Origin of the sequence: Thiobacillus sp., from assembly GCF_030696885.1 — a bacterium.
GTDB lineage: Bacteria > Pseudomonadota > Gammaproteobacteria > Burkholderiales > Thiobacillaceae > Thiobacillus.
In genome coordinates this window covers 144,443-167,892 of the sequence record NZ_JAUYRI010000013.1, presented here as the reverse complement: position 1 = coordinate 167,892, position 23,450 = coordinate 144,443, and the positions used below count along the sequence as shown (strand labels likewise).

23 protein-coding genes are annotated in these 23,450 nt (G+C 63.5%); 14 read left to right on the top strand and 9 right to left on the bottom strand.

Annotation, left to right across the window (positions count from 1 at the left end; genetic code table 11):
• Positions 1-8: 8 nt before the first annotated feature.
• The 4 genes from Q8R61_RS06640 to pmbA are packed head-to-tail and all read right to left on the bottom strand — an operon-like array spanning position 9 to position 3,903.
• Complete coding sequence (locus tag Q8R61_RS06640; RefSeq protein WP_305535479.1) at positions 9-1,415, bottom strand: TRAP transporter large permease subunit; 1,407 nt, start codon at positions 1,413-1,415, stop codon at positions 9-11.
• On the bottom strand, positions 1,415-1,954 hold the full coding sequence (locus tag Q8R61_RS06635; protein ID WP_305535478.1) for a TRAP transporter small permease subunit: 540 nt from the start codon (positions 1,952-1,954) through the stop codon (positions 1,415-1,417). Before Q8R61_RS06635 ends, Q8R61_RS06640 begins: the two co-directional genes overlap by 1 nt.
• Positions 1,951-2,562, bottom strand: coding sequence for an arylesterase (locus Q8R61_RS06630; RefSeq protein WP_305535476.1), 612 nt, complete (start codon positions 2,560-2,562; stop codon positions 1,951-1,953). The genes Q8R61_RS06635 and Q8R61_RS06630 overlap by 4 nt, the downstream gene beginning before the upstream one ends.
• On the bottom strand, positions 2,563-3,903 hold the full coding sequence (pmbA, locus tag Q8R61_RS06625; protein ID WP_305535474.1) for a metalloprotease PmbA: 1,341 nt from the start codon (positions 3,901-3,903) through the stop codon (positions 2,563-2,565). It lies immediately after the preceding gene.
• Between the two features lie 69 nt (positions 3,904-3,972).
• Here pmbA and yjgA point away from each other — a divergent pair, with 69 nt between their 5' ends.
• Entirely contained in the window at positions 3,973-4,539 is a 567-nt protein-coding gene (yjgA, locus tag Q8R61_RS06620; protein ID WP_305535472.1) for a ribosome biogenesis factor YjgA, read from the top strand.
• A gap of 338 nt (positions 4,540-4,877) precedes the next feature.
• A complete protein-coding gene (locus Q8R61_RS06615) occupies positions 4,878-5,510 on the top strand; it encodes a response regulator transcription factor (RefSeq protein ID WP_305535470.1) in 633 nt (210 codons plus the stop codon).
• A gap of 96 nt (positions 5,511-5,606) precedes the next feature.
• Here the strand turns inward: Q8R61_RS06615 and Q8R61_RS06610 are convergent, their stop codons facing one another.
• Together Q8R61_RS06610 and Q8R61_RS06605 are read right to left on the bottom strand one after the other, a co-directional pair.
• Positions 5,607-6,989, bottom strand: coding sequence for a carbohydrate porin (locus Q8R61_RS06610; RefSeq protein ID WP_305535468.1), 1,383 nt, complete (start codon positions 6,987-6,989; stop codon positions 5,607-5,609).
• Between the two features lie 65 nt (positions 6,990-7,054).
• On the bottom strand, positions 7,055-8,731 hold the full coding sequence (locus Q8R61_RS06605) for a sulfatase-like hydrolase/transferase (RefSeq protein WP_305535466.1): 1,677 nt from the start codon (positions 8,729-8,731) through the stop codon (positions 7,055-7,057).
• Positions 8,732-9,036: 305 nt separating this feature from the next.
• Here Q8R61_RS06605 and Q8R61_RS06600 point away from each other — a divergent pair, with 305 nt between their 5' ends.
• Positions 9,037-9,432: a response regulator transcription factor gene (locus Q8R61_RS06600; RefSeq protein WP_305535464.1), complete on the top strand. Its 396-nt coding sequence runs from the start codon at positions 9,037-9,039 to the stop codon at positions 9,430-9,432.
• Between the two features lie 31 nt (positions 9,433-9,463).
• Here Q8R61_RS06600 and Q8R61_RS06595 read toward each other — a convergent pair whose 3' ends face one another.
• Entirely contained in the window at positions 9,464-11,275 is a 1,812-nt protein-coding gene (locus Q8R61_RS06595; protein WP_305535462.1) for an ATP-binding protein, read from the bottom strand.
• 200 nt (positions 11,276-11,475) lie between these two features.
• On the opposite strand from Q8R61_RS06595, the gene Q8R61_RS06590 reads away from it, so the two are divergent.
• The 11 genes from Q8R61_RS06590 to Q8R61_RS06540 all read left to right on the top strand — a co-directional run bounded on the left by Q8R61_RS06590 (position 11,476) and on the right by Q8R61_RS06540 (position 19,622).
• A complete protein-coding gene (locus tag Q8R61_RS06590) occupies positions 11,476-12,045 on the top strand; it encodes a YSC84-related protein (RefSeq protein ID WP_305535460.1) in 570 nt (189 codons plus the stop codon).
• A 143-nt stretch (positions 12,046-12,188) separates the two neighbouring features.
• Positions 12,189-12,998, top strand: coding sequence for a transporter (locus Q8R61_RS06585; protein WP_305535458.1), 810 nt, complete (start codon positions 12,189-12,191; stop codon positions 12,996-12,998).
• 85 nt (positions 12,999-13,083) lie between these two features.
• The gene (locus Q8R61_RS06580) at positions 13,084-13,554 is read left to right on the top strand and encodes a glycine zipper domain-containing protein (protein WP_305535456.1); all 471 of its coding nucleotides are present in this window, start codon (positions 13,084-13,086) and stop codon (positions 13,552-13,554) included.
• Positions 13,555-13,565: 11 nt separating this feature from the next.
• A complete protein-coding gene (locus tag Q8R61_RS06575; RefSeq protein WP_305535454.1) occupies positions 13,566-13,961 on the top strand; it encodes a hypothetical protein in 396 nt (131 codons plus the stop codon).
• A gap of 29 nt (positions 13,962-13,990) precedes the next feature.
• Complete coding sequence (locus tag Q8R61_RS06570) at positions 13,991-14,806, top strand: DUF3313 domain-containing protein (RefSeq protein ID WP_305535452.1); 816 nt, start codon at positions 13,991-13,993, stop codon at positions 14,804-14,806.
• Positions 14,807-15,032: 226 nt separating this feature from the next.
• Positions 15,033-15,827, top strand: coding sequence for a DUF2092 domain-containing protein (locus Q8R61_RS06565; RefSeq protein WP_305535450.1), 795 nt, complete (start codon positions 15,033-15,035; stop codon positions 15,825-15,827).
• A gap of 115 nt (positions 15,828-15,942) precedes the next feature.
• Positions 15,943-16,320, top strand: a complete 378-nt coding sequence (locus Q8R61_RS06560; RefSeq protein ID WP_305535448.1) for a hypothetical protein — start codon at positions 15,943-15,945, stop codon at positions 16,318-16,320.
• A gap of 180 nt (positions 16,321-16,500) precedes the next feature.
• Positions 16,501-17,292 (top strand): DUF2092 domain-containing protein, encoded by a 792-nt coding sequence (locus Q8R61_RS06555; RefSeq protein ID WP_305535446.1) that lies wholly within the window; start codon positions 16,501-16,503, stop codon positions 17,290-17,292.
• Positions 17,292-17,609: a DUF6515 family protein gene (locus tag Q8R61_RS06550; RefSeq protein WP_305535444.1), complete on the top strand. Its 318-nt coding sequence runs from the start codon at positions 17,292-17,294 to the stop codon at positions 17,607-17,609. The genes Q8R61_RS06555 and Q8R61_RS06550 overlap by 1 nt, the downstream gene beginning before the upstream one ends.
• A 638-nt stretch (positions 17,610-18,247) precedes the next feature.
• Positions 18,248-19,054: a PDZ domain-containing protein gene (locus Q8R61_RS06545; protein WP_305535442.1), complete on the top strand. Its 807-nt coding sequence runs from the start codon at positions 18,248-18,250 to the stop codon at positions 19,052-19,054.
• 169 nt (positions 19,055-19,223) lie between these two features.
• A complete protein-coding gene (locus Q8R61_RS06540; protein WP_305535440.1) occupies positions 19,224-19,622 on the top strand; it encodes a hypothetical protein in 399 nt (132 codons plus the stop codon).
• A 110-nt stretch (positions 19,623-19,732) separates the two neighbouring features.
• On the opposite strand, the gene Q8R61_RS06535 is transcribed toward Q8R61_RS06540, so the two are convergent.
• Both Q8R61_RS06535 and Q8R61_RS06530 read right to left on the bottom strand, forming a co-directional pair.
• Positions 19,733-21,916, bottom strand: coding sequence for a patatin-like phospholipase family protein (locus Q8R61_RS06535; RefSeq protein ID WP_305535675.1), 2,184 nt, complete (start codon positions 21,914-21,916; stop codon positions 19,733-19,735).
• A 158-nt stretch (positions 21,917-22,074) separates the two neighbouring features.
• Positions 22,075-23,424 carry a DUF1254 domain-containing protein gene (locus tag Q8R61_RS06530; protein ID WP_305535438.1) on the bottom strand — a complete coding sequence of 450 codons (1,350 nt, stop codon included), beginning with the start codon at positions 23,422-23,424 and terminating at the stop codon, positions 22,075-22,077.
• Positions 23,425-23,450 lie beyond the last annotated feature (26 nt).

Sequence of the window (23,450 nt, the reverse complement as noted above, 5' to 3'; positions counted from 1 at the left end):
CCCCAGGGTTAGCGCCATTCGGCCGGCAGGTAATTGGCGTCGGGATCGACCTCGATGGGGATTTCGGTGACGCTGCTGGCGTCCGGCGGGGCGTCGCGCAGCACGACCTGCGGGAAGGCCAGCACCACCGCGACCATGATCAGCTGGATGACGAGGAAGGGGATCGCGCCCCAGTAGATGTCGGCGGTGCGGATCGACTTCGGCGCGACGCTCTTCAGGTAGAACAGCGCGAAGCCGAAGGGCGGGTGCATGAAGGCGGTCTGCATGTTGACCGCGAGCATGACGCCGAACCAGATCGGGTCGATGCCGAGCTTGTAGGCGATGGGCGCCAGCAGCGGCACGACGATGAAGGCGATCTCGAAGAAGTCGAGGAAGAACGCCAGGATGAACACCATCAGGTTGACGACGATCAGGAAGCCGAGCACACCGCCGGGCAGCTGGTCGAACAGGTGCTCCACCCAGACATCGCCATCGAGCCCGCGGAACACCAGGGTGAAGATGGTCGAGCCGATCAGGATGAAGATGACGAAGGTGGTGAGCTTGGTGGTGCTGTCCATCGCTTGCGTCAACCGCAGGCGGGAGAGCCGCCCGCGCGCCCACGCCAGCAGCAGCGCGCCGGTCGCGCCCATGGCGCCGCCTTCGGTGGGGGTGGCGACGCCGAGGAAGATGGTGCCGAGTACCAAAAAGATCAGCACCAGCGGCGGCACCAGCGTGGTCAGCACGCGCAGCAGCAGCGCCGAGCCGTGCAGCGTGCGTGCGGACGCCGGCATGGCAGGCGCGGCGTGCGGCCTGAACAGCGTGACGCCGAACACATAGAGCAGGTACAGCCCGACCAGCGCCAGCCCGGGGACGAGCGCGCCCTTGTACATGTCGCCGACCGAGGCGCCGAGTTGGTCGGCCAGCACGATCAGCACCAGCGAAGGCGGAATGATCTGCGCCAGCGTGCCGGAGGCGGCGATGACGCCGGAGGCCAGCCGTTTGTCGTAGCCGTAGCGCAGCATCACCGGCAGCGAGATCAGGCCCATCGCAATCACCGTGGCGGCGACGACGCCGGTGGTCGCGGCCAGGAGGCCGCCGACCAGGATCACCGCGTAGGCCAGGCCCCCTTTTAATGAGCCGAACAGCTGGCCGATGGTGTCGAGCAGGTCCTCGGCCATGCCGGAGCGTTCGAGAATCAGCCCCATGAAGGCGAAGAAGGGGATGGCGAGCAGCGTCGGGTTGGCGACGATGCCGTAGACCCGCTCGGGCAGCGCGTGCAGCAGCGAGATGTCGAACAGTCCGGCTGCGATGCCAATGCCTGCGAACAGCAGGCCGTTGGCGGCGAGCGCGAACGCCACCGGATAGCCCAGCAGCAGGAAGACCACCAGGCCCGCGAACATCAGGGGCGCCAGAAAGCCCAGCGACGCGGCGTCCATCAGACGCCCTCTTCCGGTTTCTCGCGCGGCAGCACCAGATGGCCGCTCAGCACGCCGATGCGCTTGATGACTTCGGCCACGCCCTGCAGCGCAAGTAGCGCGAACCCTGCCGGCAGCAGCAGCTTCACCGGCCAGCGCAGCAGGCCGCCGGCGTCGGGTGACATTTCGTGGGTGATCCAAGCCTCATGGAACATCGGCCACGACAGCCACATCAGCAGCAGCGCCATCGGCAGCAGGAACAGCAGGCCGCCGGCGAGATCGATCCAGGCCTGTCCGCGCGGGCCGAAGCGGTTGTAGAAGATGTCGATGCGCACGTGGCCGTTGTGCTTCAGCGTATAGCCCGCCGCCAGCAGGAACATGCCGCCGAACAGGTACCACTGGATTTCCAGCCAGGCGTTGGAGCTTTCGCCGAGCAGATAACGCGAGAGCGCGTTGCCCGCCGAAATCAGCGTGGCGATCAGCACCAGCCAGATGGCGACGCGGCCGACGCGCTCGGTCAGCGCGTCGATCAGGCGGGCCAGCGCGAGCAGGGCGTTCACAGTGCGCCGGTCTCGCGCAGGAATTCGGCCAGCCGCTCGGCGACCACGCGGTAGCCGGCGGCGTTGGCGTGGATCGGGTCGGCCTTGAGGCGGTTGTCCTTCAGCACGTCGTTGAAGATGTCGGCTTCCAGCGGCAGCTGCATGTCCTGGGCGATGCGGCCATAGAAATCCGGCGCACCGCCGAACAGGGTGGGTTGGGGCACGGCGATCAGCATGACCTCGGCGCCGCTTGCACGGATGGTCTGCACCAGCAGGCGCAGGTTGTTTTCGGTGGTCGCCTGTGGGTGCTTTCTCAGCATGTCGTTGCCGCCTAGGCACAGCAGCACCAGGCGCGGCCGGTGTTCGGTCAGCACGACGGGCAGGCGCTGCAGGGCTGAGGCGGTGGTGTCGCCGGGCACGCCGGCGTTGATCACGGTGCGTCCGGTCAGGCTTGCCAGCACGGCGGGATAGGCGGTGTCGCGGCTCGCGCCGGTGCCGTGGGTGAGGCTGTCGCCGAAGGCGACGATGACGTCGTGCGGGCTGAGCTTCGGCAGCGTCGGCGCGCGCTCGCACGCGGCGAGAAAAAATACGGCAACGAGCGCAAAAACAAAGCGCCGGGATGCCCGCATTTAGTTGCCTGCCACCGTCATCTTGTCGATCAGGATCGAGCCGACCTGCTTGGAGCCGCGGCGCTCAATGTCGCGGCCGATGCCGACGATGCCCTTGAACATGTCGGCGAGGTTGCCGGCGATGGTGATTTCCTCGACCGGATACTGGATTTCGCCGTTTTCCACCCAGAAGCCGGCGGCGCCGCGCGAGTAGTCGCCGGTGACCATGTTGGCGCCGTGGCCAAGCAGTTCGGTGACCAGCAGGCCGGTGCCCATTTGTTTGAGCAGGCCGTCGAGGTCGTGTTCGCCGGGGGTGACGATCAAGTTGTGGCTGCCGCCGGCATTGCCGGTGGTTTTCATGCCGAGCTTCTTCGCCGAATAAGTCGACAGGAAGTAGCCCTGCAGCACGCCGTCCTTGACGACATCGCGGTCGAGACAGGCAACGCCCTCGCTGTCGAACGGTGCGCTGCCGAGGCCGCCTGGAATCAGGGGTTGCTCGCGGATAGTCACCTGCGACGCGAACACCTGCTGGCCTAGGCTGTCGAGCAGGAACGACGACTTGCGGTAAAGGCTGCCGCCGGAGACCGCGGCGACGAAGTTGCCGATCAGGCCGGTGGCAATCTGCGCCTCGAAAATCACCGGGCAGGTGCGGGTGTCGAGCTTCTTGCCGTTCAAACGGCGCACGGTGCGGGTGCCGGCGATGCGGCCGACGCTTTCGGCGGAGTCGAGGTCATTGGCATTGCGCGCGCTGGTGTACCAGTAGTCGCGCTGCATCGCGCCTTTCTCCTCGCCGATTACCGCGACCGATATGCCGTGGCGCGAGCCGGCATAGCCGTTGCAGAAGCCGAGGCTGTTGGCGTAGATGAACTGCGAGGTGTGCAGGCTGACGCCGGCGCCTTCGGAATTGGTCAGCCGCTTGTCGACTGCCAGCGCCGCCGCTTCGCACGCCTTGGCGCGCTCGGCGGCTTCTTCCACGCTGAGATCCCAGGGATGGTAGAGGTCGAGGTCGGGCACGTTTTTCGCCAACCGGTCGGCGTCGGGCAGGCCGGCGGCTTCGTCCTCGGCGGTGTAGCGCGCGATCGTCAGCGCCTTTTCCACCGCGCTTTTCAGCGCCGCTTCCGACAAATCCGAGGTCGAGGCATGGCCGCGCCGCTGGCCGATGTAGACGGTGACGCCGGCGCCCTTGTCCTTGTTGTATTCGATGGTCTCGATTTCGCCCTGGCGCACGCTGACGCTCTGGCCGACGCCTTCGGAGATTTCGGTGTCGGCGGCGGTGGCGCCCTGCTTGGCGGCGTGTTCGATGACGAGCCGGGACAGGGCCATGAGCTGGTCGCGGGTATAGCTGAATTGGGAGCGGGACATGTCGGCTTATCTAAAGAAAGAACGGCGTCTGAGGGGTGAACTGGGCATGTTTGAGCGTCAGAAACTACAATGACGATCATAACAGCAACCGAAAGCCCTGCCGTGCGCCTGATCGACCCCGATGCCGAACTGGAATTTGACCCCGATGACGTCTACGACGGCCCCAGCAAGAGCCAGAAGAAGCGCGACGTCGAAGCCCTGCAGGATATGGGCGACGAACTGGTGAAGCTGCCCGACGCGCAGTTCAAGCGCATCGAGCTGCCGGAAGAGTTGAAGCAGGCCGTGGCCGCCTGCCGCAAGATCACCCAGAACGGCGCGCTCAGGCGGCAAAAGCAGTTCATCGGCAAGCTGATGCGTTCGGTCGACCCGGCGCCGATCCAGGCTCAGCTTGATGCCTTCAAGGGCGTGTCGGCGGCTGAAAACGCCAAGCTGCACCAGGCCGAGAAATGGCGCGAGAAGTTGATCGCCGACAATGAGGCGCTGACGCTGTTTCTGAACCAGTACCCCGACACCGATGCCACCCACCTGCGGCAGATCATCCGCAATGCGCGCGATGAAGCTGCACGCAACAAGCCGCCCAAGGCGTTTCGCGAGATTTTCCGGGTGATCCGCGAGGCGATGCAGAAACCGGATTGACCCATGCAGGACGCGTAGTGCACAAAGACCCGCTCAAGCGTCTTTTTCGTGCCTGCGTGGATAAAAAGTAAACAGGGAGAGCCGCAAGCCGTTGCGCCCCTGGACGTTCAGCTCGACGGACCGTGAACACGGGGTCGCAAGGTGCGGCCCGGGCAGTCGGTTTTGACTGGAGGTGGACGGATCAGCATGAATTAGGATATAAATATCCTTGATACGTTTGTCGTGGCCAGGCCGTAGCTGCCTGGATGACGCAGGCGATGGTCTAGATTGAATCTGTCGTCCGTCCAGAATCGATTGGTGATTACATGCATCTACAACCCGCCCAGGATGTTCAGCCCATGAAGGGAACTGCCCCGACCGTTTACGTGGTGGATGACGATGCCTCGGTGCGGCGCAGTTTGACGCGTCTGCTACGTTCGGCGGGCTGGAACGCCGAAGCCTTCGCATCAGCGGGCGATCTGCTTGAACAGGCGCCCCTCACCGGGCCGGGCTGCGTAGTGCTCGACGTCAACATGCCCGGCATGACCGGTCTCGAATTGCAGGATCGCATGGCTGGGGCCGGCATCACGCTGCCGGTGGTGTTTCTCACCGGCAAGGCCGACATTCCCATGAGCGTGCGGGCCATGAAGCATGGCGCGGTCGACTTTCTGGTCAAGCCCGTGGAACAAGAGGCACTGTTTCAGGCCTTGGAACTGGCCATCAGACGCCAGGCCGCCGAGGCGGACGGCCGGCGTCAGCGCGACAGCATCCTCGCGCGGCTGACCCTGCTGTCCGATCGCGAGCGCGAAGTGCTCGAACGGGTGATCCAGGGGCGGCTCAACAAGCAGATCGCCTATGACCTGGGCATCGTGGAAAAAACCGTGAAGGCGCACCGTGGACGCATCATGGAAAAGATGGAGGCGCACACCATTGCAGAGCTCGTCCATCTGTGCGACATGGTGGGCATCGATTCAACCCGGCTCGTTGCCTGATACCCGTTGTGGCACACGGGAGGGGGCACACCCACGCGCCCACTTATCCGTTCGCCGCTTGTCGCGGCGAACGGGTGCCCGTAGCCGATTGAACGCTCAGAACCGGATGCCCACGCGCACCCCTGCAATGTAGGTGGTGTCCAGGTTCTGGAAATTGCCATTCGCGTCGAGCGCCTTGTTCAGCGCGGGCGAGATGATCTGCAGGCTGGGGCTGACGTTCAGCCAGGGCGTGACCGCGGCGTTGTAATACAGCTCGACCGCGTCCTCGTGGTCGAGGCCGAGATCGAGCGCGGTGCGCAGGTGGGGAAGGAAGTCGTCGCTGAATTCCGTGCGCGCCCAGCCGATCCCGAAATCGTCGCGCGGCCGGCCCGGTACCACGCCCTTGCCGACCAGTCCCAGGGAATAGCTGTACTTGATCGGATTCGCTTTGCCGTCGCTCACGCCGGCACTGAAGAACATTCCGATGCCGCGCTTGGGGTCGCCGGCAGGCTGCCAGACAAACTGCTCGAAACTGTAGACGGCCGCCCAGGTTTCGCTCTCCTGGTTCAATGGTGCGGCGGTTGCCGGCAAGCCAAGCTTGTCGAAGATCTCGATCAGGACCGGGCCGGGGTTTCCGAGCAGGGGATAGTGCGAGTTCAGGAGCAGGCGTGCAACGTTCGCCGGATCCTGAATCAGCGAGGTGCGGTCCTTGTTGCTCCAGGCGAGTGTCAGGTTCTGATGGCCGGGTAGCCCGCCCGGCTTGATCTTCAGGTCTGCGCTGACGAGCGCCATCACGCCATCATCGAAGGCATCGCCCAGATCGTCGTTCATGATGGTGCCATTCGGGTCCAGCACCATGGCCGCCAGGGTGACGTCGTGCGAAGGCAGGTAGAGGGCGCCCGCACCGTAGGCCGAGAGCGGCACCATGGCGAGCGCCAGGGGCATGTTGACCGAGGTATTCAGAAAGCCGGTGGTGTAGTCGCCATGGAGTACGTTGGTCGGTGCGATCGAGTTGATCTTGCCCAGGAACACCCCGAAATGCTGGCTGAGAAACTGCGTGTAGGTGAATTCCTGCAGGCCGGTATCCGTGTCGGTGGGCGTGGGCAGCATCCAGGAGAGGTTGGCGGGCACCATGGCGCCGGTATCCCGCATGATGTTATCCCCGAAGCTGGTGACGGTCTGGACCTTGAAGAAGCCGCCCGGCCAGAAGCCCGCCTTTTGCGTATCCACGTTGAGCGTGGCGATCGCGTTGCCCCAGGACCCGCTTTCCTCGTCCTTGCCGCCGCTGATGATCCCCTGCGGCATCCAGTAGAGGTCGAGGTCGAGCACCACGCCCTTCTTGGCCATGTCGTCCCGTGCCCCGCCCCAGTCGCCGGTGAGCCGGGCGCGCGACGACAGGTCGCCGCCCCAGGTGTCGGGAGTGGCGTAGGGCATGGCATGGAGCGGCAGGGCGGTGCCGAGTGCGGACAGCAGGGCGGTCAGTCTGAACAGGTTTTTCATGGTCTCGGTCTTTCCTTGGGTTTCGTTAATCGGGGGCTGGGGGTACGTGCCAGTCATGCCCAAAGTCACAGGTCGTGGACGGCGGGGGTCGCCACCCAGCCGCCATCCACCCCGCCTGGCAGCATCTGGCCGACGTCCTCGCCGACTTCCTCGTCGATCAGCCTGTTCAGCTTGGCATTCATGGCCATGAGGAGATCGGCGTTCTTCTTCGGGTCCAGCGCGAGGTTGTCGACTTCGTCCGGGTCGTTCAGGTGGTCGAACAACTCGACGTCGTTGAGTTCGAACAATGCCTCGATCGAGGTGGGCCGGTTGTGCTGCTTGGGGGAGTAGTAGCGCGTGAACTGGTAGCGGCCGTCGAACACGCTGCGAATAGCACCGCGCTTCCGCATGTCCGGATGCAGGCCGGCTTCCTTGATCTTTGCCGCGCCGCCCGGCTGATTCAGCAATGCACTGGCCTTTTGCAGGAAGCCGCCGTCCAGCGTGGCGAACATGTTGAAGCAGAACAGCTGGCCGTCACGCACCGCGTCATGGCCGGCCTGTTCCGGCGCGGCGAGCACCGGCGAGAAGTCCTTGCCCGGAAGATCCTTGGCGATCGCCGCCTTCGTCTCCGGGCTCGCGTTGGTGAGCGAGACCAGGGTCGGCGCAAGGTCGAGGTGCGTGGTCACGGCCTTGCAGCGCTTGCCGCCGGCAAAGGCCGGGTGCGCCACGATCAGCGGCACGTTGTTCTGCTCGCGGTAGGAGGTGGCGCCCTTGCCGGTCATCTGGTGCGCGCCGTCGAGTTCGCCGTGGTCCGAGGTCAGGATGACGATCGTGTTGGAGGCAAGCCCGCGGTCCTCCAGTTCGTCGAGCACCGTCATGATGTGGCGGTCGACGTCGCGCAGCGCGTTGAGGTAGAAGTTGTGCCGCTTGCGCCAGCGCCATGTCTCGTTCACCGGGGTGGGGCCGGTCATCACGCTGTCCGCGATGCTGAAGTCTGTGTGCGCGGCGGGGCGTCCGGGCGCGTCGACGGCCTGCGAGAAGCTGACCGGCAGCTCGAAGTCCCACTGCTTCGCGTACATCGCATGCGCCGGATCGCCGGCGAGGTGGGTCAGGGCGTTCTTGCTCTGCACCGGCTGTCCCGGTTCGTCCGTGTCGTAGAACATCACATCGTGCGGGTTGACCAGGTTCACCGTGAGGAACCAGGGTTTGTTCTCCTTCGCCAGCTCCGCGGCCTTGCCGCGCAGCCAGTTCGCCGCGGCGGCGGCGATCATGCCGTCGTGCAGGTAGCCGCCCTGGGTGTGCGCGATGATGTCGCCGACGCCGAGGTAGTCCGAGAAGCCGTAGGCCTCCATCTCCTTGGTGAAGATCTTCATCTCCGTCGGCGCGGACAGCTTGTTCTCGGTCTCGAACTCCTTGGTGAGGTGCCACTTGCCCTTGTAGGCGGTGTAGTAGCCCGCTTCCCGCAGCAAGTGCCCGAGTGTCTTGATGTCGGTGGAAAGGCTCCTCGACCAGGGGAAGTTCGCGTTGTCGAACATCCCGGTCTGCTGGATGTGACGGCCGGTATAGATCACCGAACGCGAGGACGTGCACACGCAGGAGTTGATGCGATGATTCTCGAATACCACGCCGTTCTTCGCCAGCCGTTCGTGGGCCGGCAGGCGGTAGTCCTTGGGGAGTTCCTCCGCGCGGAAATGGCGCTCCTGGTCAGTCAGGATGAACACGATGTTGTAGGGTCCGCCCGCTGTCCGATTGTCGTTTGCCATGACTTCCGTCTCCCAGATTGATCGCTTCATGAGGTACGCATGGCACGGCCACGGCGCACTCGATTCAATGCCAAGGTAAGCCAGAAGCCGGGGCTGGGGAATTGGACTTTGGTCTTATTGGCATGCATCCCCCTATGGCGTGTCAGGCGGAATTTGCGCCGGGGCGTGCGGCTGGGGCGGCGACGGTGGGTGAGGGACGTCGAGGTGGATGCCGGATCGGAGGTGAATGAGACCAAGGTCTAATTGTTCCGCGTGGCCCATGCGGCTAACTTCAGGCTTCCTTACGCACGAGCGGAGCACTGGTTGTGTCATACAGAGCCCAGACCCAAAAATTGCATGTAAGCATCGTCGACGACGACGACTCGGTGCGCAAGGGCTTGTCGCGTCTGATGCGTTCGGCGGGAATCGAGAGCGAGGCCTACGACAGCCCGGAAAGCTTTCTGGCGGAAGCGCACAACGAAGACCATGCCTGCATCCTGATGGATATCACGATGCCGCGCATGAACGGTCTGGAACTGAGCGCACGGCTCAGGGAGAGAGGCATTACCCTGCCGGTGATCGCAATCTCGGCGCGTGACGACGACGACACGCGCCAGCTGGCCCGCGACCTGGGCGTGAGGTTTTTTCTGCGCAAACCCGTCGACGATCAGGCCTTGCTGGATGCGATCTCCTGGGTCGTGCAGGAAGACGCCAGAGCGTAAGAGAATGCCTGGGCCAGCGCGGCCCTGACGTTCACGCGCCGGCCGTCCCTGCCTGTGCGGCGTCGCCCCCGGCAAGCGGCAGGCTGAAGCGGAACGTGGCGCCGCGGTCCGGGTTGCGTTCGGCCCGGATGGAACCGTGGTGCGATTCCATGATCGAGCGGCACACTTCCAGGCCCACCCCCAGGCCCTGCGGCTTGGTCGTGTAGAAACCTTCGAATACCCGGTCCAGCATGTCTTCCGCAATGCCGATGCCGGTGTCGCTGAATGAGACCACAGCCTTGCCGTCGGCGCGGGTCACCCTGATCCGCAGCTTGCGTTCGCTTGCCGGTTGTTCCGCCATGGCCTCGAGGGCGTTGACCGTCAGGTTGAGGATCACCTGCTGGAGTTGCGTCTTGTTGGCCCGCACGGTGAGGTGCGTTTCCAGCATGCGCTCGATATCCACGTCGTAGCGGATCACTTCGCTGTGCAGCAGTTCGAGGACTTCCTCGATGCACTGGGCCAGATCGACGTCGGCATAGGGGGTTTCCTGCTGCTGCAACATGGCGCGCAAGCCGTTGATGATGGTCCCGGCGCGTTTATCGTCGCGCACGACATCCTGAAAGATCTCGCGTATCTCCTCGAGGTCGACCCGGTCATGATCGAGGAAGCGCAGACCTGCCTGGGCATTGTTGAGGATGGCGGCCAGCGGCTGGCAGATCTCGTGGGCGAGCGAAGCGGAGATGGCGCCGGTGCTCGCTACGCGGTCGGTGTGCCAGATCTGTTGGCGAAACTTGTGCAGCGCCTCGTCCTTCTGCCGCGCTTCGGTGACATCGAAATACACGCCGCACACCGCGTAGGCATTGCCATCCTGGCGCAGCAGCGGAAACTGGTGGGTTTCATAGATATGCGGCGTGCCGCTCCCGTCCAGAACGTGCTCACGTTCGACATCCTTGCCGGTTTCGATCGCCTCTTTTTCATCGGTATGGAAGCGTCGCGCCAGTTCCGGGGGGAGTGTGTCGTAAGCGGTCTTGCCCAGAAGGTTGTCGTCGTCGACATGGAACAGCGTCTCGAAGCCGCGGTTGATCAGCTGGAAGCGCCCCCGCAAATCCTTCAGGCAGATCGCCACCGGCAGGTGATCCAGCACGTCACGCATCCGCCGCTTGTCATTGCGCGACTCCCGCATCATTTCCAGGTCCATCATCACCACCAGGGCGAGGAAGCCGAACTCGCTCAAATGGATGAAATCGATGAGCCCCCAGTTGGCGGCCCAGTTGAACAGGATGAAGCTGAAAAACAGGCCCAGCGCCCAGGCCAGCGAACGGGCCCGCGTCTTCAGACCGCGCCGGTACTGGTCAATGCACGCATGGACGCCGAAGGCCATGATGGCAAGAATGGCCAGCAAGGCGATCTTGTGCACGAGGCTGGGCTGGAAGACGCGCAGATCGACCACACGCTCGCCCCAGGGCAGGTCGAAATGGGTGAGCGTCGGCAAGTCGGCAAACTGGGCGCCGTAGGGGAGGATCCAATTGGCGGCAAGAATCAGGCTCCATAAAACGCTCAGCGCAATCAGAAACCGGCGCGGCCGAACGCCGGTGAAGCCGGCGATGAACCAGGGAAAAATGATGTAAATCAGGCAGACCCCGACGACCTCCCACTTGCGCAGCGCAACCAGTGCCTCGACCGTTTGCGCCTGGTATGCGCCCGCCCTGACCAGAATGTAGGCCATGACCGCCCCGCACAGCGCGGCGAACAGGAGATGGGTCTGGCTCACACGGCGCTGCATCACGGCGAGGCCATGGTGCAGCGCCGCGTAGGCGCAGACGCCGCTCATGGCGTACAGGCTGGGGACGAGGAGGGCGCTCATTGCGTGTATTGGCGTGCGTCGGTTTGGAACCCGGCCAGTTTACCCAATAACGTCATCCACAAGGTTTTCGGGCAGGAATGGGACCAAAGCCCAATAGACCCGGCTGCGCCCAAACCCTACGCTTGTTCCGTGCAGCCGAGTTCCGGCCCATCGTGCCCCGTCCGGGGCATGCGCCTCACTTTCATTTGGAGATCCCGATCATGATCGAACATGCCCTCACCCCGTTCCGTGCCTTTTTCGCCGCCCTGGCGCTGTCGTGCTGCCTGTTGCCCGTGGCGGCGCACGCAGGCAGTGCCAAGGACATCGATGCGAGCGTCGATGCCGCGCTGCAGAGCTTCAAGAAAGAAGTGAAGGGGGCCGAGGAGTATCTGGCCGCCGCCAAGGGCGTGCTCGTGATGCCCGACGTCAAGAAAGTCGGTTTCGTCGTCGGCGCGCAATGGGGCGAAGGCGCGCTCAGGGTCGGTGGCAAGAGCATCGACTACTACAAGATGGAGGTGGGCTCCGCAGGCTTCCAGGCCGGTTACCAGAAGGCCAGCTTCGTGTTCCTGTTCCTGACCCAGGAAGCGCTCGACAGCTTCCGCGCCAGCAGCGGCTGGGGCGCGGGCGTGGACGCCGGCATCACGGTGGTGGACGCATCGACCCCCACCATGTCTGCGGACACCCTGAAATCGAAATCCGCGGTCGTCGCCTTCGCCTTCGGCAAGGAAGGCCTGATGGGCGGCTGGTCGGGCAAGGGCACGAAATTCACCAAGCTGAATCTGAATAAGTGATCGAGTAATCGCGCGGAGGCGAGTCGGGATGGGTGGCCTCGCGGAATCCGCCGCTGAGCCTATGGGACCAAGGTCCAATTTCCCGCAACAGGCGCGCGCATTACAGTTCGCGCCACCTTCTTGAGTTACGGCTGGAGTCGATCATGAATAGAACCCCTTTGTTGGCCCTTCGCCTGGCTGCCCTGTCGGCCGGTCTTGCGGTCCTGCCGGCTGCGGCAAGCGATGCCGAGCTTGCCAAGCAGGCACTGAACCCGATCGCCGCCCTCATCAGCCTGCCCATGCAGCTCAACTACGACGAGAACATCGGCCCGGCCGAGCGGGGCGAAAAGTGGCAGTTGAACGTCCAGCCGGTGATCCCGTTCTCGATCGGCGCGGACTGGAATCTGATCTCGCGCACCATCGTCCCGCTGGTCAGTCAGGAAGACGTCGTCCCCGGTGCCGGCACGGATTCCGGGGTCGGCGACATCACGCAAAGCCTGTTCTTCTCGCCCAAAAAGCCGACCGCGGGCGGCTGGATCTGGGGCGCCGGGCCGGTGCTGCTGCTGCCCACCGGCAGCGAAGACCGCCTGACTGCCGACAAGTGGGGCCTCGGCCCCACCGCCGTGGTGCTCAGGCAGGAAAACGGCTGGACCTACGGCGCGCTGGCGAACCACATCTGGTCGGTGGCCGGCGACGACGACCGCCGTGACATCAGCGCCACCTTCCTGCAGCCCTTCGTGTCCTACACCACCAAGACGCTCACCAGTTTTACCCTGAACACGGAATCCACCTACGACTGGAAAGCGGAACAGTGGTCCGTGCCGATCAACTTCATGGTCAGCCAGATGCTCAAGGTGGGCAACCAGCCGCTCACCCTTCAGGCCGGTGCGCGCTACTGGGCGGACAGCCCGGACGGGGCCGGTCCGGAAGGCTGGGGGTTCCGATTGGCCGTGACCTTGCTGTTCCCGAAATGAGCGCGGCCACCACGCATCGAACCGGCGAACGGTTGCATAGCGGACGGCCTCAGCTTACCAACCATACCCATTGGAGAACTTGAAGATGCGCAATTTGATTCGAACCAGTCTTGGCATGGTGGCCTTGTGCGTGGCCGTCTCTGCCATGGCGCAGCAGCCCGTCGTCTATCCGGCGAAAGGGCAGAGCACGAAACAGCAGGGCAAGGACGACGGCGAGTGCCATGCCTGGGCCAAGCAGAACACAGGCATCGACCCGGCCGTCCTGGCGCAGACGCCGCCGGCCCAGAACACGGGACCGGCCGTCGGCGGCGGCGAGCGCGTGGGCGGCGCCCTGATGGGCGCGGCGGGCGGTGCGCTCATCGGCGGCATCGCCGGCGATGCGGGGAAGGGCGCTGCGATCGGCGCGGTCGTCGGGACCATGGGCGGCGGCAGCAGGGCGCGCCAGAAACAGCAGGCTGAGAACCAGCAGGCCCAGGCCCAGCGCCAGCAGCAGATGAACACTTTCTACCGGGCCTATGGCGCCTGCATGGAAGGCCGTGGCTACACGATCAAATAAGGATGACGGACATGAAAAAGATGATGCGCCTGCCCCTGGCGGGATTGGTTCTGGCGTTCGGCAGCACGGCAACGGCCGGCGATTTCGACGGTTCCAGGCCCCTGGTCTGCGCGCCGGTCGAGGCGATGGACTGTATTGCCGGCGGAGGGTGCGAGAAGGGGATACCGGACGATGTCGGCGCGCCGGCCTTCATGCGCATCGATTTCGCCAAGAAGGTCATCATCGGGCCGAAGCACAGCTCGCCAATCAATGCGATGGAGAAGGAGCCACACCAGATTCTGCTGCAGGGCACCGAACTCGGCCTGGCCTGGAGCATGGCGCTCGACACTGCGAACGGCAAGATGGTCATCACCTTCAGCAGCCGGGATGGCGCCTACGTGCTGTTCGGTTCATGCACGCCGCTGTAAACGCAACATTCATCACAAAAGGAAACTTCATGAATCATTCAGTACGCTCATGTAGCCTGGCCTTTGTCGTGGGAGCAGGCCTGCTGGGCGCGATGTTGCTGGCGGCACCCGCCTGGTCCCAAAGCGGCGTCACCGCAGCGAAGAGCAACGGCGCGGCGGTGACGGTGACCGACCCCAGGTTTTTGACGCGCTCAGGCTTTCTGTCGAACTATGATCGTCTCAGGAAGACCGACTGGGGCGATGGGGTCGAATGCTGGCGTGACGAAGGCGTAAATGCCAGGCAATACGACAAGGCGATGATTTCCCGCATTGTCGTGTCGCTCAAGCCCAGCGATGGCAAGGAAACTCTTGTCGATCCGTCCGACCTGAAAAAGCTGACCGATTATTTCCAGGATGCGCTGGTCAATGCCCTCAAGCCGCAGATGAAGGTGGTCGCCGCGCCCGAACCCGGGACGATCATGATTGCCGTTGCGCTCACCAGCCTGAAGCCGACCGATGTCAAACGCAGCGTAGCCGGCACGCTGATCCCCTACGGCTTCGTTGCCGAGGCGGGTTCGGGCGTGGCGAAGGGTGGCCCTGCAGGCTCGACGCCCTACCTCGGCGAAACGGGCATGGAAATGCAGTTCCTCGATGCCACCTCGGGCGCGGTGCTCGGCGAGTGCCGCGACACTACAGTCGGCCGCAAGTACGCGGCGGAGATGGATGGCAATGCGGTCAGCACCTGGGCGAGCGGCTACATGGGTTCGTTCCAGTCCTGGTCCTACGCGAAAAACGCATTCGACCAATGGTCGATGCTGGTGGCGCAGCGCTTCGCCGACCTGCGTGGCGTGACGTCAGGCAAGTGATCGTTCCCCCGCTCTTGGGGTGAAGAAGCGCGGGCATCAGCCCGCGCTTTTTTTTCACGACACCGCCAGCCAGGGACTGAACTCGGGAACCTGTCAGCCGCTTCGGCATGGTCTGTATGAGACCAAAGTCCAATTCGCAGCGCACACCGGGACCGCTATATTCAACAAAAGCGCGCGGCTGTGTCGGGGCCGCGATGATTGTCGATTTTCTCGCGTAGGGGGAGTGATGGCACTGACCGTAATGAAGCACCTGGCACGACTCAGCAGGGGGGGCGCAGCTGCCGTTGCGCTGCTCCTGGCCGCGGCGCTGCCCCAGGCGGCCCTGTCGCAGCCGACCGGAGCCGCTCCGGAGGCCCGGCAGCTGCTGAAAGCGTCGACCGATTTTCTCGCCCGCCAGCAGCGGTTCAGCGTGGACACGGAAAGCAGCATCGATGTTGTGCTCGCCTCGGGACAGAAGATCCAGTTCGACCATACTGCCAGGGCAACGATCGAGCGCCCCAACAAATTGCGTGCGGAACGCACCGGCGACCTGGTCGACCAGGTCTTCTACTACGACGGCAAATCGCTGACCCTGCACAACCCCGACGGCAACTACTACGCCACGATCGCCGCACCTGGAACGCTTGAGGAGATGCTGGACTTCGCGCGCGAGAGGCTTGATGTCGTCGCGCCCGCAGGCGATCTCCTCTACAAGAATGCCTACGACATCCTGATGCAGGATGTGACCTCGGGCTTCGTGGTTGGCAAGGGCGTGGTGGGCGGCGTGCGCTGCGACCACCTCGCTTTCCGTGCGCCGCACGTCGACTGGCAGATCTGGATCGAGGACGGCAAGCATCCCCTGGTGCGGAAGCTGGTGATCACCACGCGAGACAAGCTCAACGCGCCCCAGTTCACGGTCGTCATGAATAACTGGAACCTCAAGCCAAAATTCAACGCCAGGACCTTCAGCTTCAAGCCGCCTCGAAGCCTGCAGAAAGTCGAATTCGTGCTGAAGAACACCGGCGAGCCCAAGGCCAATTGAGCGGGCGGAATTCGATGGCGCCCTGCGTATCAACCGAACGCATCCGACACCAATCGGCAGTGTGGTCGTGATGAAACGTAGCGGCTCTTCACCCCTCATGCAAGGAGTCAGAAAGATGAATATCAAACGCAACAAGTGGATAGGCGGACTGGCGATCGGCGTGGCGACGGCCATGCTTTCGGGCGCGCTTCATGCCGTTGACCCCGGCATCAACCAGCCCGGCGTCAGAGGCGGGACCGCCGGCGTGGGCGCACCCGGGGTCGGGACTTGGGATCCGGGCATCAACCAGCCCGGCGCCATGGGCAACGTCGGCGTCGGTGCGCCCGGAGCCGGTGTGTGGGATCCGGGCATCAACCAGCCGGGTGCGATCGGCAACGTCGGCACGCCGGGGGTGGGTGTCGGTGCGCCCGGAGCCGGCGTGCGGGATCCCGGCTTCAACCAGCCGGGCGTCATCGGCAACACAGGCCCGGCCCGTCGTTCGGTGCGTCGGTAGCTGCAAGGCATCAGTCTGGTTTGGTGGGCACGCGGCCGCATCGGCTTGATCGATTGGACCAAAGTCGCATTTCCATTAGACCTTGATCGGACTAGATTCCGGACAGACATGCGCGGCTCGACCCGCGTTCTGGAATTCGCATCCGTTGTTAATCAACCGCCCATGCGGCAAGGAGAAAGTATGAAACGTGAATCATTATGGAAGCGCGGCCTGCTGGCAGCGTCGCTGACCGCCGCGTTCGCGCTATCGGCCGGGCCGGCGCTCGCCGCCGGGGCGCTCAATGCCGATGCGGATGAGATTCTGCGCGCCATGTCCAAGCACCTGGCTGGCCTCAAGGCCTTCAGCGTGTCGGCGGACATCAGCAACGAGATCATTACCACCGAAGGACAGAAATTGCAGTTCAACGCCCGGTCTGACCTGCTGATCGACCGCCCGTCGCGTTTCCATGCGACGCGGCAGGGCCGGTTTGCCGACGCGGTGATGACCTACGACGGCGCCAAGCTGAGCTTGCATGGCAAGAACCTGAACGCCTACGTGCAAAAGGACATGAAAGGCAGCATCGACGATGCCATCCGCGCCATCGAGCAGGGCACCGGCCTGACCCTGCCGGGGGCCGACCTGCTGCTGTCAGATTCCTACGCAGCGCTCACGTCGAGCGTGGTCAGCAGCGGCTATTACGGCCGGGCCTTCGTCGGCGGGGTCGAGACGCACCACCTCGGCTTCCGCACCCCCAAGGTCGACTGGCAGATCTGGGTGAAGGCGGGCAACGAGCCGCTTCCCATGAAATACGTGATCACCACCAAATGGATGACCGGCGCGCCGCAATACAGCGTGCAGCTGAGCAACTGGAATACCAAACCGGTCATCACCCCCGCCACGTTCAAATTCGTTCCACCCAAGGGAGCGGTCAGCGTGGAGGTGCTCCCGGTCGACGAGACGGGCGAGATCATGGACAAGCAGGAGGGCAAATGATGAAACAATCGACACTTGCAATGATGGCGCTCGGGCTGGTTTTCGCCTTTGCGGATTACCAGCCGGGCAGCGGCCTCGTGGGGCTGTCAGTGGTCAAGGAGGCGCACGCCATCGTTGGCCGTCCTGCGACGCCCATCAGCTACGCCGGCGTTGCCCGGCGCACCACACGGCGCATGATCTACGCGACGACCATTTACGTGGCCACGCTGCCACCCGCCTGTACGGTCGTCGTAGTCGAAGGCACCAGTCTGCATATGTGCGGCGGGACCTACTATCAGTCCTCTGGCAACCAGTACGTGGTCGTCAATGTGAACTGACCGAACGCCGCATGCGGTCTCACTGTGGATCAGGGCAGCGCCCCGACGCGGTGGCGCGGCGGGTTGAGCCACTGACTGGCCGAGAAGGCCGTGGACACGATAGTTGTCAATCCAGCTATGGCAGGCAGGTCATCGGCCATTGCGGACGCCGGGTACTGCCAACGTGGTCTGCCATGCGATGGCAGATTCAACAGGTGGATGAGCGCAATGTGAGCCTGGCCCATCTGCGCTATCGGATAGGCACGATGTCGACGCATGGGAATTCGACCCGCAGGCGCAACCCGCACCGGACTTTTGGTTCAATCCGTGCATCGCTTGTCAGGTTGGGCTGGTGAGACGAGCCGGACCGCTCGCCCAAGGGCGCTCGTGCCGTGGTTCGGGTATGGCGGCAAACTGAAGTCGCTCGAGATGACTTGCTGCGGAAGGGTCGATTGACGCGGTTTTCGGGGGCGGGGTGGTCAAGTCCACGCTTGACCGAGCTTGTTGCCTGGTCTGATTTCTTTGGTTACTCGGTTGGGTTTCCTGTCCTTAACCCGCAATCCGCGAACATCGGGATTTCTGTACAAAGGTCATGCGAGTTGAACGCTCGCATCGTGAACGTCTGCCTGAAGCAAGAAATTCTGTAGGGGAACATTTCAATGAAGACAATTCCCACAAAGGCCTGGCTACTGGCTTCCGTCGCGTTGCTTCTGCTCGCAGGCTGGCAACACGCTGCCGTGGCCCAGGATGCGCCCCGTGCGGCCCCTCGCGTTGCCCCCGCCGCCCCGCCGGCCGCGGTGCAGTATTCACCGAGGATGGGGATCTATTTCAACCTGACGCCTTACGGAACCCACTACGGTGCCCGGCTTACCCAAGACCCGTTCCCCGGCTCGCCCCTGGGCCAGCCGCAGATCAATCTCAAAGCCGGCGATACGATCACCCATCTCGACGGTGTTCCTCTGTCCAGCGCCCTCCAACTCGAACAGCACCACTCGCAGACCTCAGTGACTTTCGTGAATGTCCGCACAGGCCAGATTAAAACGCGCTGGGCATATTTGCCGCCCCCGGACGCAGGCGTCGGAGGCGGACCTGTCCCGGGGATGTCGCTCGGGATCATGGCGGTGACGGTGCAGGTGAACACTCCGGGCGTGGCCGCCGCGGCGCCCCCGGGATTCCCGCCATCCGCCCGGCCGACCAGACCGGCGCTGCGGATCACCTCCGTCACGCCTGGATCGCCGGCCGCGCGCGCCGGACTCAGGCCGGGTGAAACGCTTCTTACCGCAGGACAGTTCTCGACCCGGTCGACCGATGACCTGCGGAATGCGATCGCGCAGTCGGGAGGCATGCTGTCGATGACAGTCATGGACGGCTACGGCAAGGTTCGCAGTGTCACCGCCTATCTTGGCGGCGCAGGGGCCGTGCCAGCACCTGCGACCCCGGAACCTTTCGGCGCGCCCCGACCCTGATGTCTGAAGCCGGTCACCCCTGAGTGAGTGAGCGTCTCAGACTGGACTATCCTCCTCGTCGCAGCTGTGCTGAATGCGGGCCGCCTCCGTGCGGAAGCCGGGTGGAAGGTCCGGCCACGCTGGCCGAAACGTGGTGATTCTGTCTGCTTGATCGTGGAGTGAACCAAGCATGCACTGGATGGCAAGCCTTCTGCTGGCAGCTTGTGCGGCACTGCCCGTAAATGACGAAGTGCCGATAGCGTTTCGCGGCTACTGGGTGCCTCAGGCGCAGAGCTGTGACGCGCAGCTGGGGCTGGTCGTCGAGCGCGATCGCCTGGTGCTGAAGAACGGAACCGAGACGCGGACTTTCCAGGACATCGATGTCTGCCACGCGTGCGTCGGGGGTTCGAAGTCCGACGGCATCGAGATCTGGCTGATCCCCGAGTTCGGCACGGCGCGGCCATCGCCTTTCATCGTGCGCCTGAATGCCGACAAGGTACTGGACGTGACCCGGATCAGTGTCAAGGATGACAGTCTGAAGCAGCGTTTTCCACTGCATGGACTGCCGCTGCGGCGCTGTGCGAAATAGGTCCGGGGTGAAGCGAGTCCGGACGCACGTGGTGCCCAAAAAATGAATCCTGATGCGCTCGACCGCCCGTTGCGGAGGGCACCGTGTGCCCCTCCGTTTCCTGTGCTTACTTAGAAGCTGAACAGCGGCCCGAGGAACAGGTACAGGCTGCTGTTCCCGCCTTCGCTGTGGCCATAGCCGAGATAGACCGGGCCAATGGGGGTGTCGGCACCGATGAAGGCGCTGCCGGCGACGATCGGGCTGTCGAACAGGTCGTCCGTTGTCTGCCAGACGTTGCCGAGTTCCACGCTGGCACCCGCATAGGCCTTGAAGAACTGGATATCGTTGATGCGGCGCATATAGACCAGCCGCGCCAGGCCGGCTTGCTGGCCAGTCAGCTCGTCCTGGGCGAGGCCCGACAGCTTGAGGAAGCCGCCCAGCCGATAGAGGCTCTGGATCGGGGCGCCTTCCCCCGGCGTGATATTCGCCAGCACACCACCGAACAGGGTGTTGCGGCCCCAACTGTAGGCGTGGCTATAAGAAAGCGTCGCCTGGTCAAAATCGGTGTCGGCACCGAAGGCTTCGCGGGAACTACGCCATTCCACGCGGCCGACATGCCCCTTGGTCGGAAAGTAGGCGCTGTCCAGTTTGTCGTCGGTCAGGCGCACGAAAAACTGGCCGGTATCGAAATCCCGGCTGGGTTCGGGCGCGCCGATGCCGATATCGATTTCGCCGGTCTCGCGGCGGTATCCCAGCCGCGCCTCGCCCCAGGTGCCGAATTGCCGGCCGGCCCCCAGTTCCAGTCCATATCCGCGCGCGCGGGCCTGGGCGATGTTGTTGCCGGCGTTGTCGAACAGATTGATGGTTTTGGTCAGATAGCCGAGCTTGCCCGTGACGAAATAGCGCGCACCCGGATCGAGCGGCTGGAAGATTTCGCCGAAGAGCGCCGGCTCGTCGCCGATCTGGGCGCCGATGCGGAATTCCCCATTGAGCGCGTTGATCTGCGTGAGGGTGTAGGTCAGGCCCAGCCGGAATGCCACATCGCCCTCGAAATTGCTGGAGGTGATCAGGCCGGTCTGCAGATAGCCGGGGCCCCAAGGTTTTTCCCGGGTCCGGACGACCACGCCGGTCTGGCCGTTTTCCTCGATCAGTTCGTAGCGCACGGACTCGAATATCTCCAGGCCGTAGATCTGCTGGATATCCTGTTCCAGTCGGGCGACGTTCAACGGCTCGCCCGCTTTCGCGCTGATATAGCTGGCGATGACTGCGTCGCTGACCTTGGACTGGTTCTCGATCCGCACGAACGCCAGCCTGCCAATCTGCACCGCAGGTTGCGCGCGCGCGGCCAGGTGACGGTCGTAATCAGCCTGGCTGACCGAATAGCGGCGCAGCGACTCGGTGGCCTGCCGCGCGGCCTTGTCGCCGATGGGCATGGCCTCGCTGATGCGGTCGAAGCTGCCGGCGCCGATGTCGCCCAGCCGGGAGTTGATGAGCACATCTTTTGGACCCAGGCTCTTCAGTTGTTCCTGTGAATTGAGCGCGAACAGGAAGTTGACCATCTGCCCGGCCACGCTGAGCGCCGAGGTGATCTGGTCGCGCGTGAGCATGTCGCTGCCGAGGTCCGACACGATCACGATGTCCGCGCCCATCGCCCGCGCCACGCTGACTGGCACGTTGTTGCTGATGCCGCCGTCCACCAGCAGCCTGCCGTCGATCTCGACCGGGTCGAAGGCGCCCGGCACCGCCATGCTCGCGCGCAGCGAGCGGGCGAGGTTGCCGGATTTGAGGATGACTTCCCTGCCGGTTTCCAGGTCGGTCGCGACGGCGCGAAAGGGGATGGGAAGCTGGTCGAAATCCTTGACGTTGCTGACCCCCGCGGTCAGGCGGTTCAGCTGCAGGTCGAACTTCTGGCCATGGACGTAGGCCAGCGGCAACTGGATCGAACCTTCCCTGAAGCCGGGCTTGGCCTTGAACACATACAGCGCGTCGTCCTGCTTGCGGCGGAAGGAGCGGTCTTCCCGGTTCGGCTCGTCTCTGAACACGTCCTTCCAGTCGATATTCTGGATTTCGCGTTCGATTTCCTGCGGGCTCATACCGGCGGCATAGAGGCCGCCGATGATGGATCCCATGCTGGTGCCCGCCACGTAATCGATGGGGATTTTCATTTCTTCCAGAACCTTAAGCACGCCCACGTGGGCCGCACCCTTGGCCCCGCCGCCTGCCAACACCAGGCCAATTTTCGGTCTGTCAGGGTTTTTCCGGACTTCGCCGGTTGACTGTGACCCATAGGCATCGCTCAATGGCAGCGCGGCCATCGATGCCATCATGGCGATGGCCAGCACCAAATGTCGGAACCCTTGTGCTACAGGTTGATATTCATTCATCACCCAATCCCCCTATTGCTCCGCTTCAGCGCCACCGCAGCAACCGGTTGTTAGCTGGCCCACGCCACACCCTGGTGCGGTTCTTTGTTCTATGGCACTAGCTTCAGCGCCGGCGCCGTCCAAGTCCCGTTCAGGGCCTCTTCCTTCGGCCAGTAGAGGCGCATAACCGCGAGGAATGGCCCCCGGGGCGCGGGCAGCCAGTTGGCTTCCCTGTCCGCCCCGGGCGACTCGTTCTGGATGTAGAGCGTTATGCCGCCGTCGGCATCGTGCTTGAACTGCGGCAGCATCGGCGAGTTAAGCAGGTAGCGATTGATCGGGTTGGCCACCAGCAGGCTTGCCGGCAGCTCGTACATGGTCAGCGACCAGAAGGCATTGACCGGCGGCAGCTGACCGGGCGCAAAACGCAAGGCGTAGCAATTGGCGCCATCCAGTTTCCGACCCTCACCATCGACGGCATAAACCGGGTACATCGCTTCCTGCTTTGAATTGCCGTAGATGCCCAACACGGCTGCGGCCATACGGTAGAGATAGTTGTTTTTCAGATATTCCCGCGCGCCGAAGACGTCGCCGGAGGTCACCATGCCCGTATTGATCTGATTTTCCAGAGTCGCGAACTCGGCCCAAGCATCGGCGATACCGCCTTCAAGGGCCGCCTTCATTTCCGGCGACAGCGTGCTCACATCAAAGGTCTTGCCCGCACCGACGCCAATCCTGGCGAAGCGCTCCATCAGCGCTTTTTCAGACGGATGGGTCGGGCAGAACCGCAACAGAAAGTTCAGCTGGCCAAACACATCGAGCGATGCCTTCACTTCTGCAGGCGAGAGCGGTTTGATGAAATCAATCGCCGGTGCGGCTTTCGGCGCCGGCTGGCCGAGAAATTCCGAGAGCGGCCGAATGCTGTAACCGGCCTGAATTTTCTTCACGTTGTCGAGGTCACCCGGATTAAAAAGCTGAGTGCGGTAGATGGCGACAGCCAGCTCGGTTTCCGATCGAAGCACCTTGTCCATGCCCTCAGGTGTTGCATCCTTCCAGTTCGGCCCGGCGATCAGGTAGTTGCCGCCGCTGTTGCCGGTGGTGCGGCTGCCGATATAGTCGAAATTGTGCGTGTAGAAATCCACGAGCTGAATGCTGAAATAACGCTCCTTCTCCATGGGAGGCACCGTGAGCACCATGGGCTCAACCCTCAAATCCAGACCTGCCATGGAGTAAGGTGTATCCGAGTTGGGCGTCTGCACCGCCTTGTCGTCAGGCGTGTAAACACGCGCGATGTTGCTGATCCGGTTCCAAGGCGCCTTGTATTCAGGGTCCTCTTGATCGACGAAGTAAGCGTGCTGGATGCGGTAGCCATCCACCATCGGGTTAGCGTAAATATAAGCCTCCCTGGCGATGACGCGGGCTTCGGCGGGGGTGCAGCTATCTTGTGTGTCTTGGGTTTTCATGGGATCACCTTTCAGTTTCTTGTTTC

Coding starts and splice junctions, on each gene's coding strand:
- Q8R61_RS06640 (WP_305535479.1), bottom strand. CDS start 1,415: ATGGACGCCGCGTCGCTGGGCTTTCTGGCGCCCCTGATGTTCGCGGGC.
- Q8R61_RS06630 (WP_305535476.1), bottom strand. CDS start 2,562: ATGCGGGCATCCCGGCGCTTTGTTTTTGCGCTCGTTGCCGTATTTTTT.
- pmbA (WP_305535474.1), bottom strand. CDS start 3,903: ATGTCCCGCTCCCAATTCAGCTATACCCGCGACCAGCTCATGGCCCTG.
- yjgA (WP_305535472.1), top strand. CDS start 3,973: ATGACGATCATAACAGCAACCGAAAGCCCTGCCGTGCGCCTGATCGAC.
- Q8R61_RS06615 (WP_305535470.1), top strand. CDS start 4,878: ATGAAGGGAACTGCCCCGACCGTTTACGTGGTGGATGACGATGCCTCG.
- Q8R61_RS06610 (WP_305535468.1), bottom strand. CDS start 6,989: ATGAAAAACCTGTTCAGACTGACCGCCCTGCTGTCCGCACTCGGCACC.
- Q8R61_RS06605 (WP_305535466.1), bottom strand. CDS start 8,731: ATGGCAAACGACAATCGGACAGCGGGCGGACCCTACAACATCGTGTTC.
- Q8R61_RS06595 (WP_305535462.1), bottom strand. CDS start 11,275: ATGAGCGCCCTCCTCGTCCCCAGCCTGTACGCCATGAGCGGCGTCTGC.
- Q8R61_RS06590 (WP_305535460.1), top strand. CDS start 11,476: ATGATCGAACATGCCCTCACCCCGTTCCGTGCCTTTTTCGCCGCCCTG.
- Q8R61_RS06585 (WP_305535458.1), top strand. CDS start 12,189: ATGAATAGAACCCCTTTGTTGGCCCTTCGCCTGGCTGCCCTGTCGGCC.
- Q8R61_RS06580 (WP_305535456.1), top strand. CDS start 13,084: ATGCGCAATTTGATTCGAACCAGTCTTGGCATGGTGGCCTTGTGCGTG.
- Q8R61_RS06575 (WP_305535454.1), top strand. CDS start 13,566: ATGAAAAAGATGATGCGCCTGCCCCTGGCGGGATTGGTTCTGGCGTTC.
- Q8R61_RS06570 (WP_305535452.1), top strand. CDS start 13,991: ATGAATCATTCAGTACGCTCATGTAGCCTGGCCTTTGTCGTGGGAGCA.
- Q8R61_RS06565 (WP_305535450.1), top strand. CDS start 15,033: ATGGCACTGACCGTAATGAAGCACCTGGCACGACTCAGCAGGGGGGGC.
- Q8R61_RS06560 (WP_305535448.1), top strand. CDS start 15,943: ATGAATATCAAACGCAACAAGTGGATAGGCGGACTGGCGATCGGCGTG.
- Q8R61_RS06555 (WP_305535446.1), top strand. CDS start 16,501: ATGAAACGTGAATCATTATGGAAGCGCGGCCTGCTGGCAGCGTCGCTG.
- Q8R61_RS06550 (WP_305535444.1), top strand. CDS start 17,292: ATGAAACAATCGACACTTGCAATGATGGCGCTCGGGCTGGTTTTCGCC.
- Q8R61_RS06545 (WP_305535442.1), top strand. CDS start 18,248: ATGAAGACAATTCCCACAAAGGCCTGGCTACTGGCTTCCGTCGCGTTG.
- Q8R61_RS06540 (WP_305535440.1), top strand. CDS start 19,224: ATGCACTGGATGGCAAGCCTTCTGCTGGCAGCTTGTGCGGCACTGCCC.
- Q8R61_RS06535 (WP_305535675.1), bottom strand. CDS start 21,916: ATGGCCGCGCTGCCATTGAGCGATGCCTATGGGTCACAGTCAACCGGC.
- Q8R61_RS06530 (WP_305535438.1), bottom strand. CDS start 23,424: ATGAAAACCCAAGACACACAAGATAGCTGCACCCCCGCCGAAGCCCGC.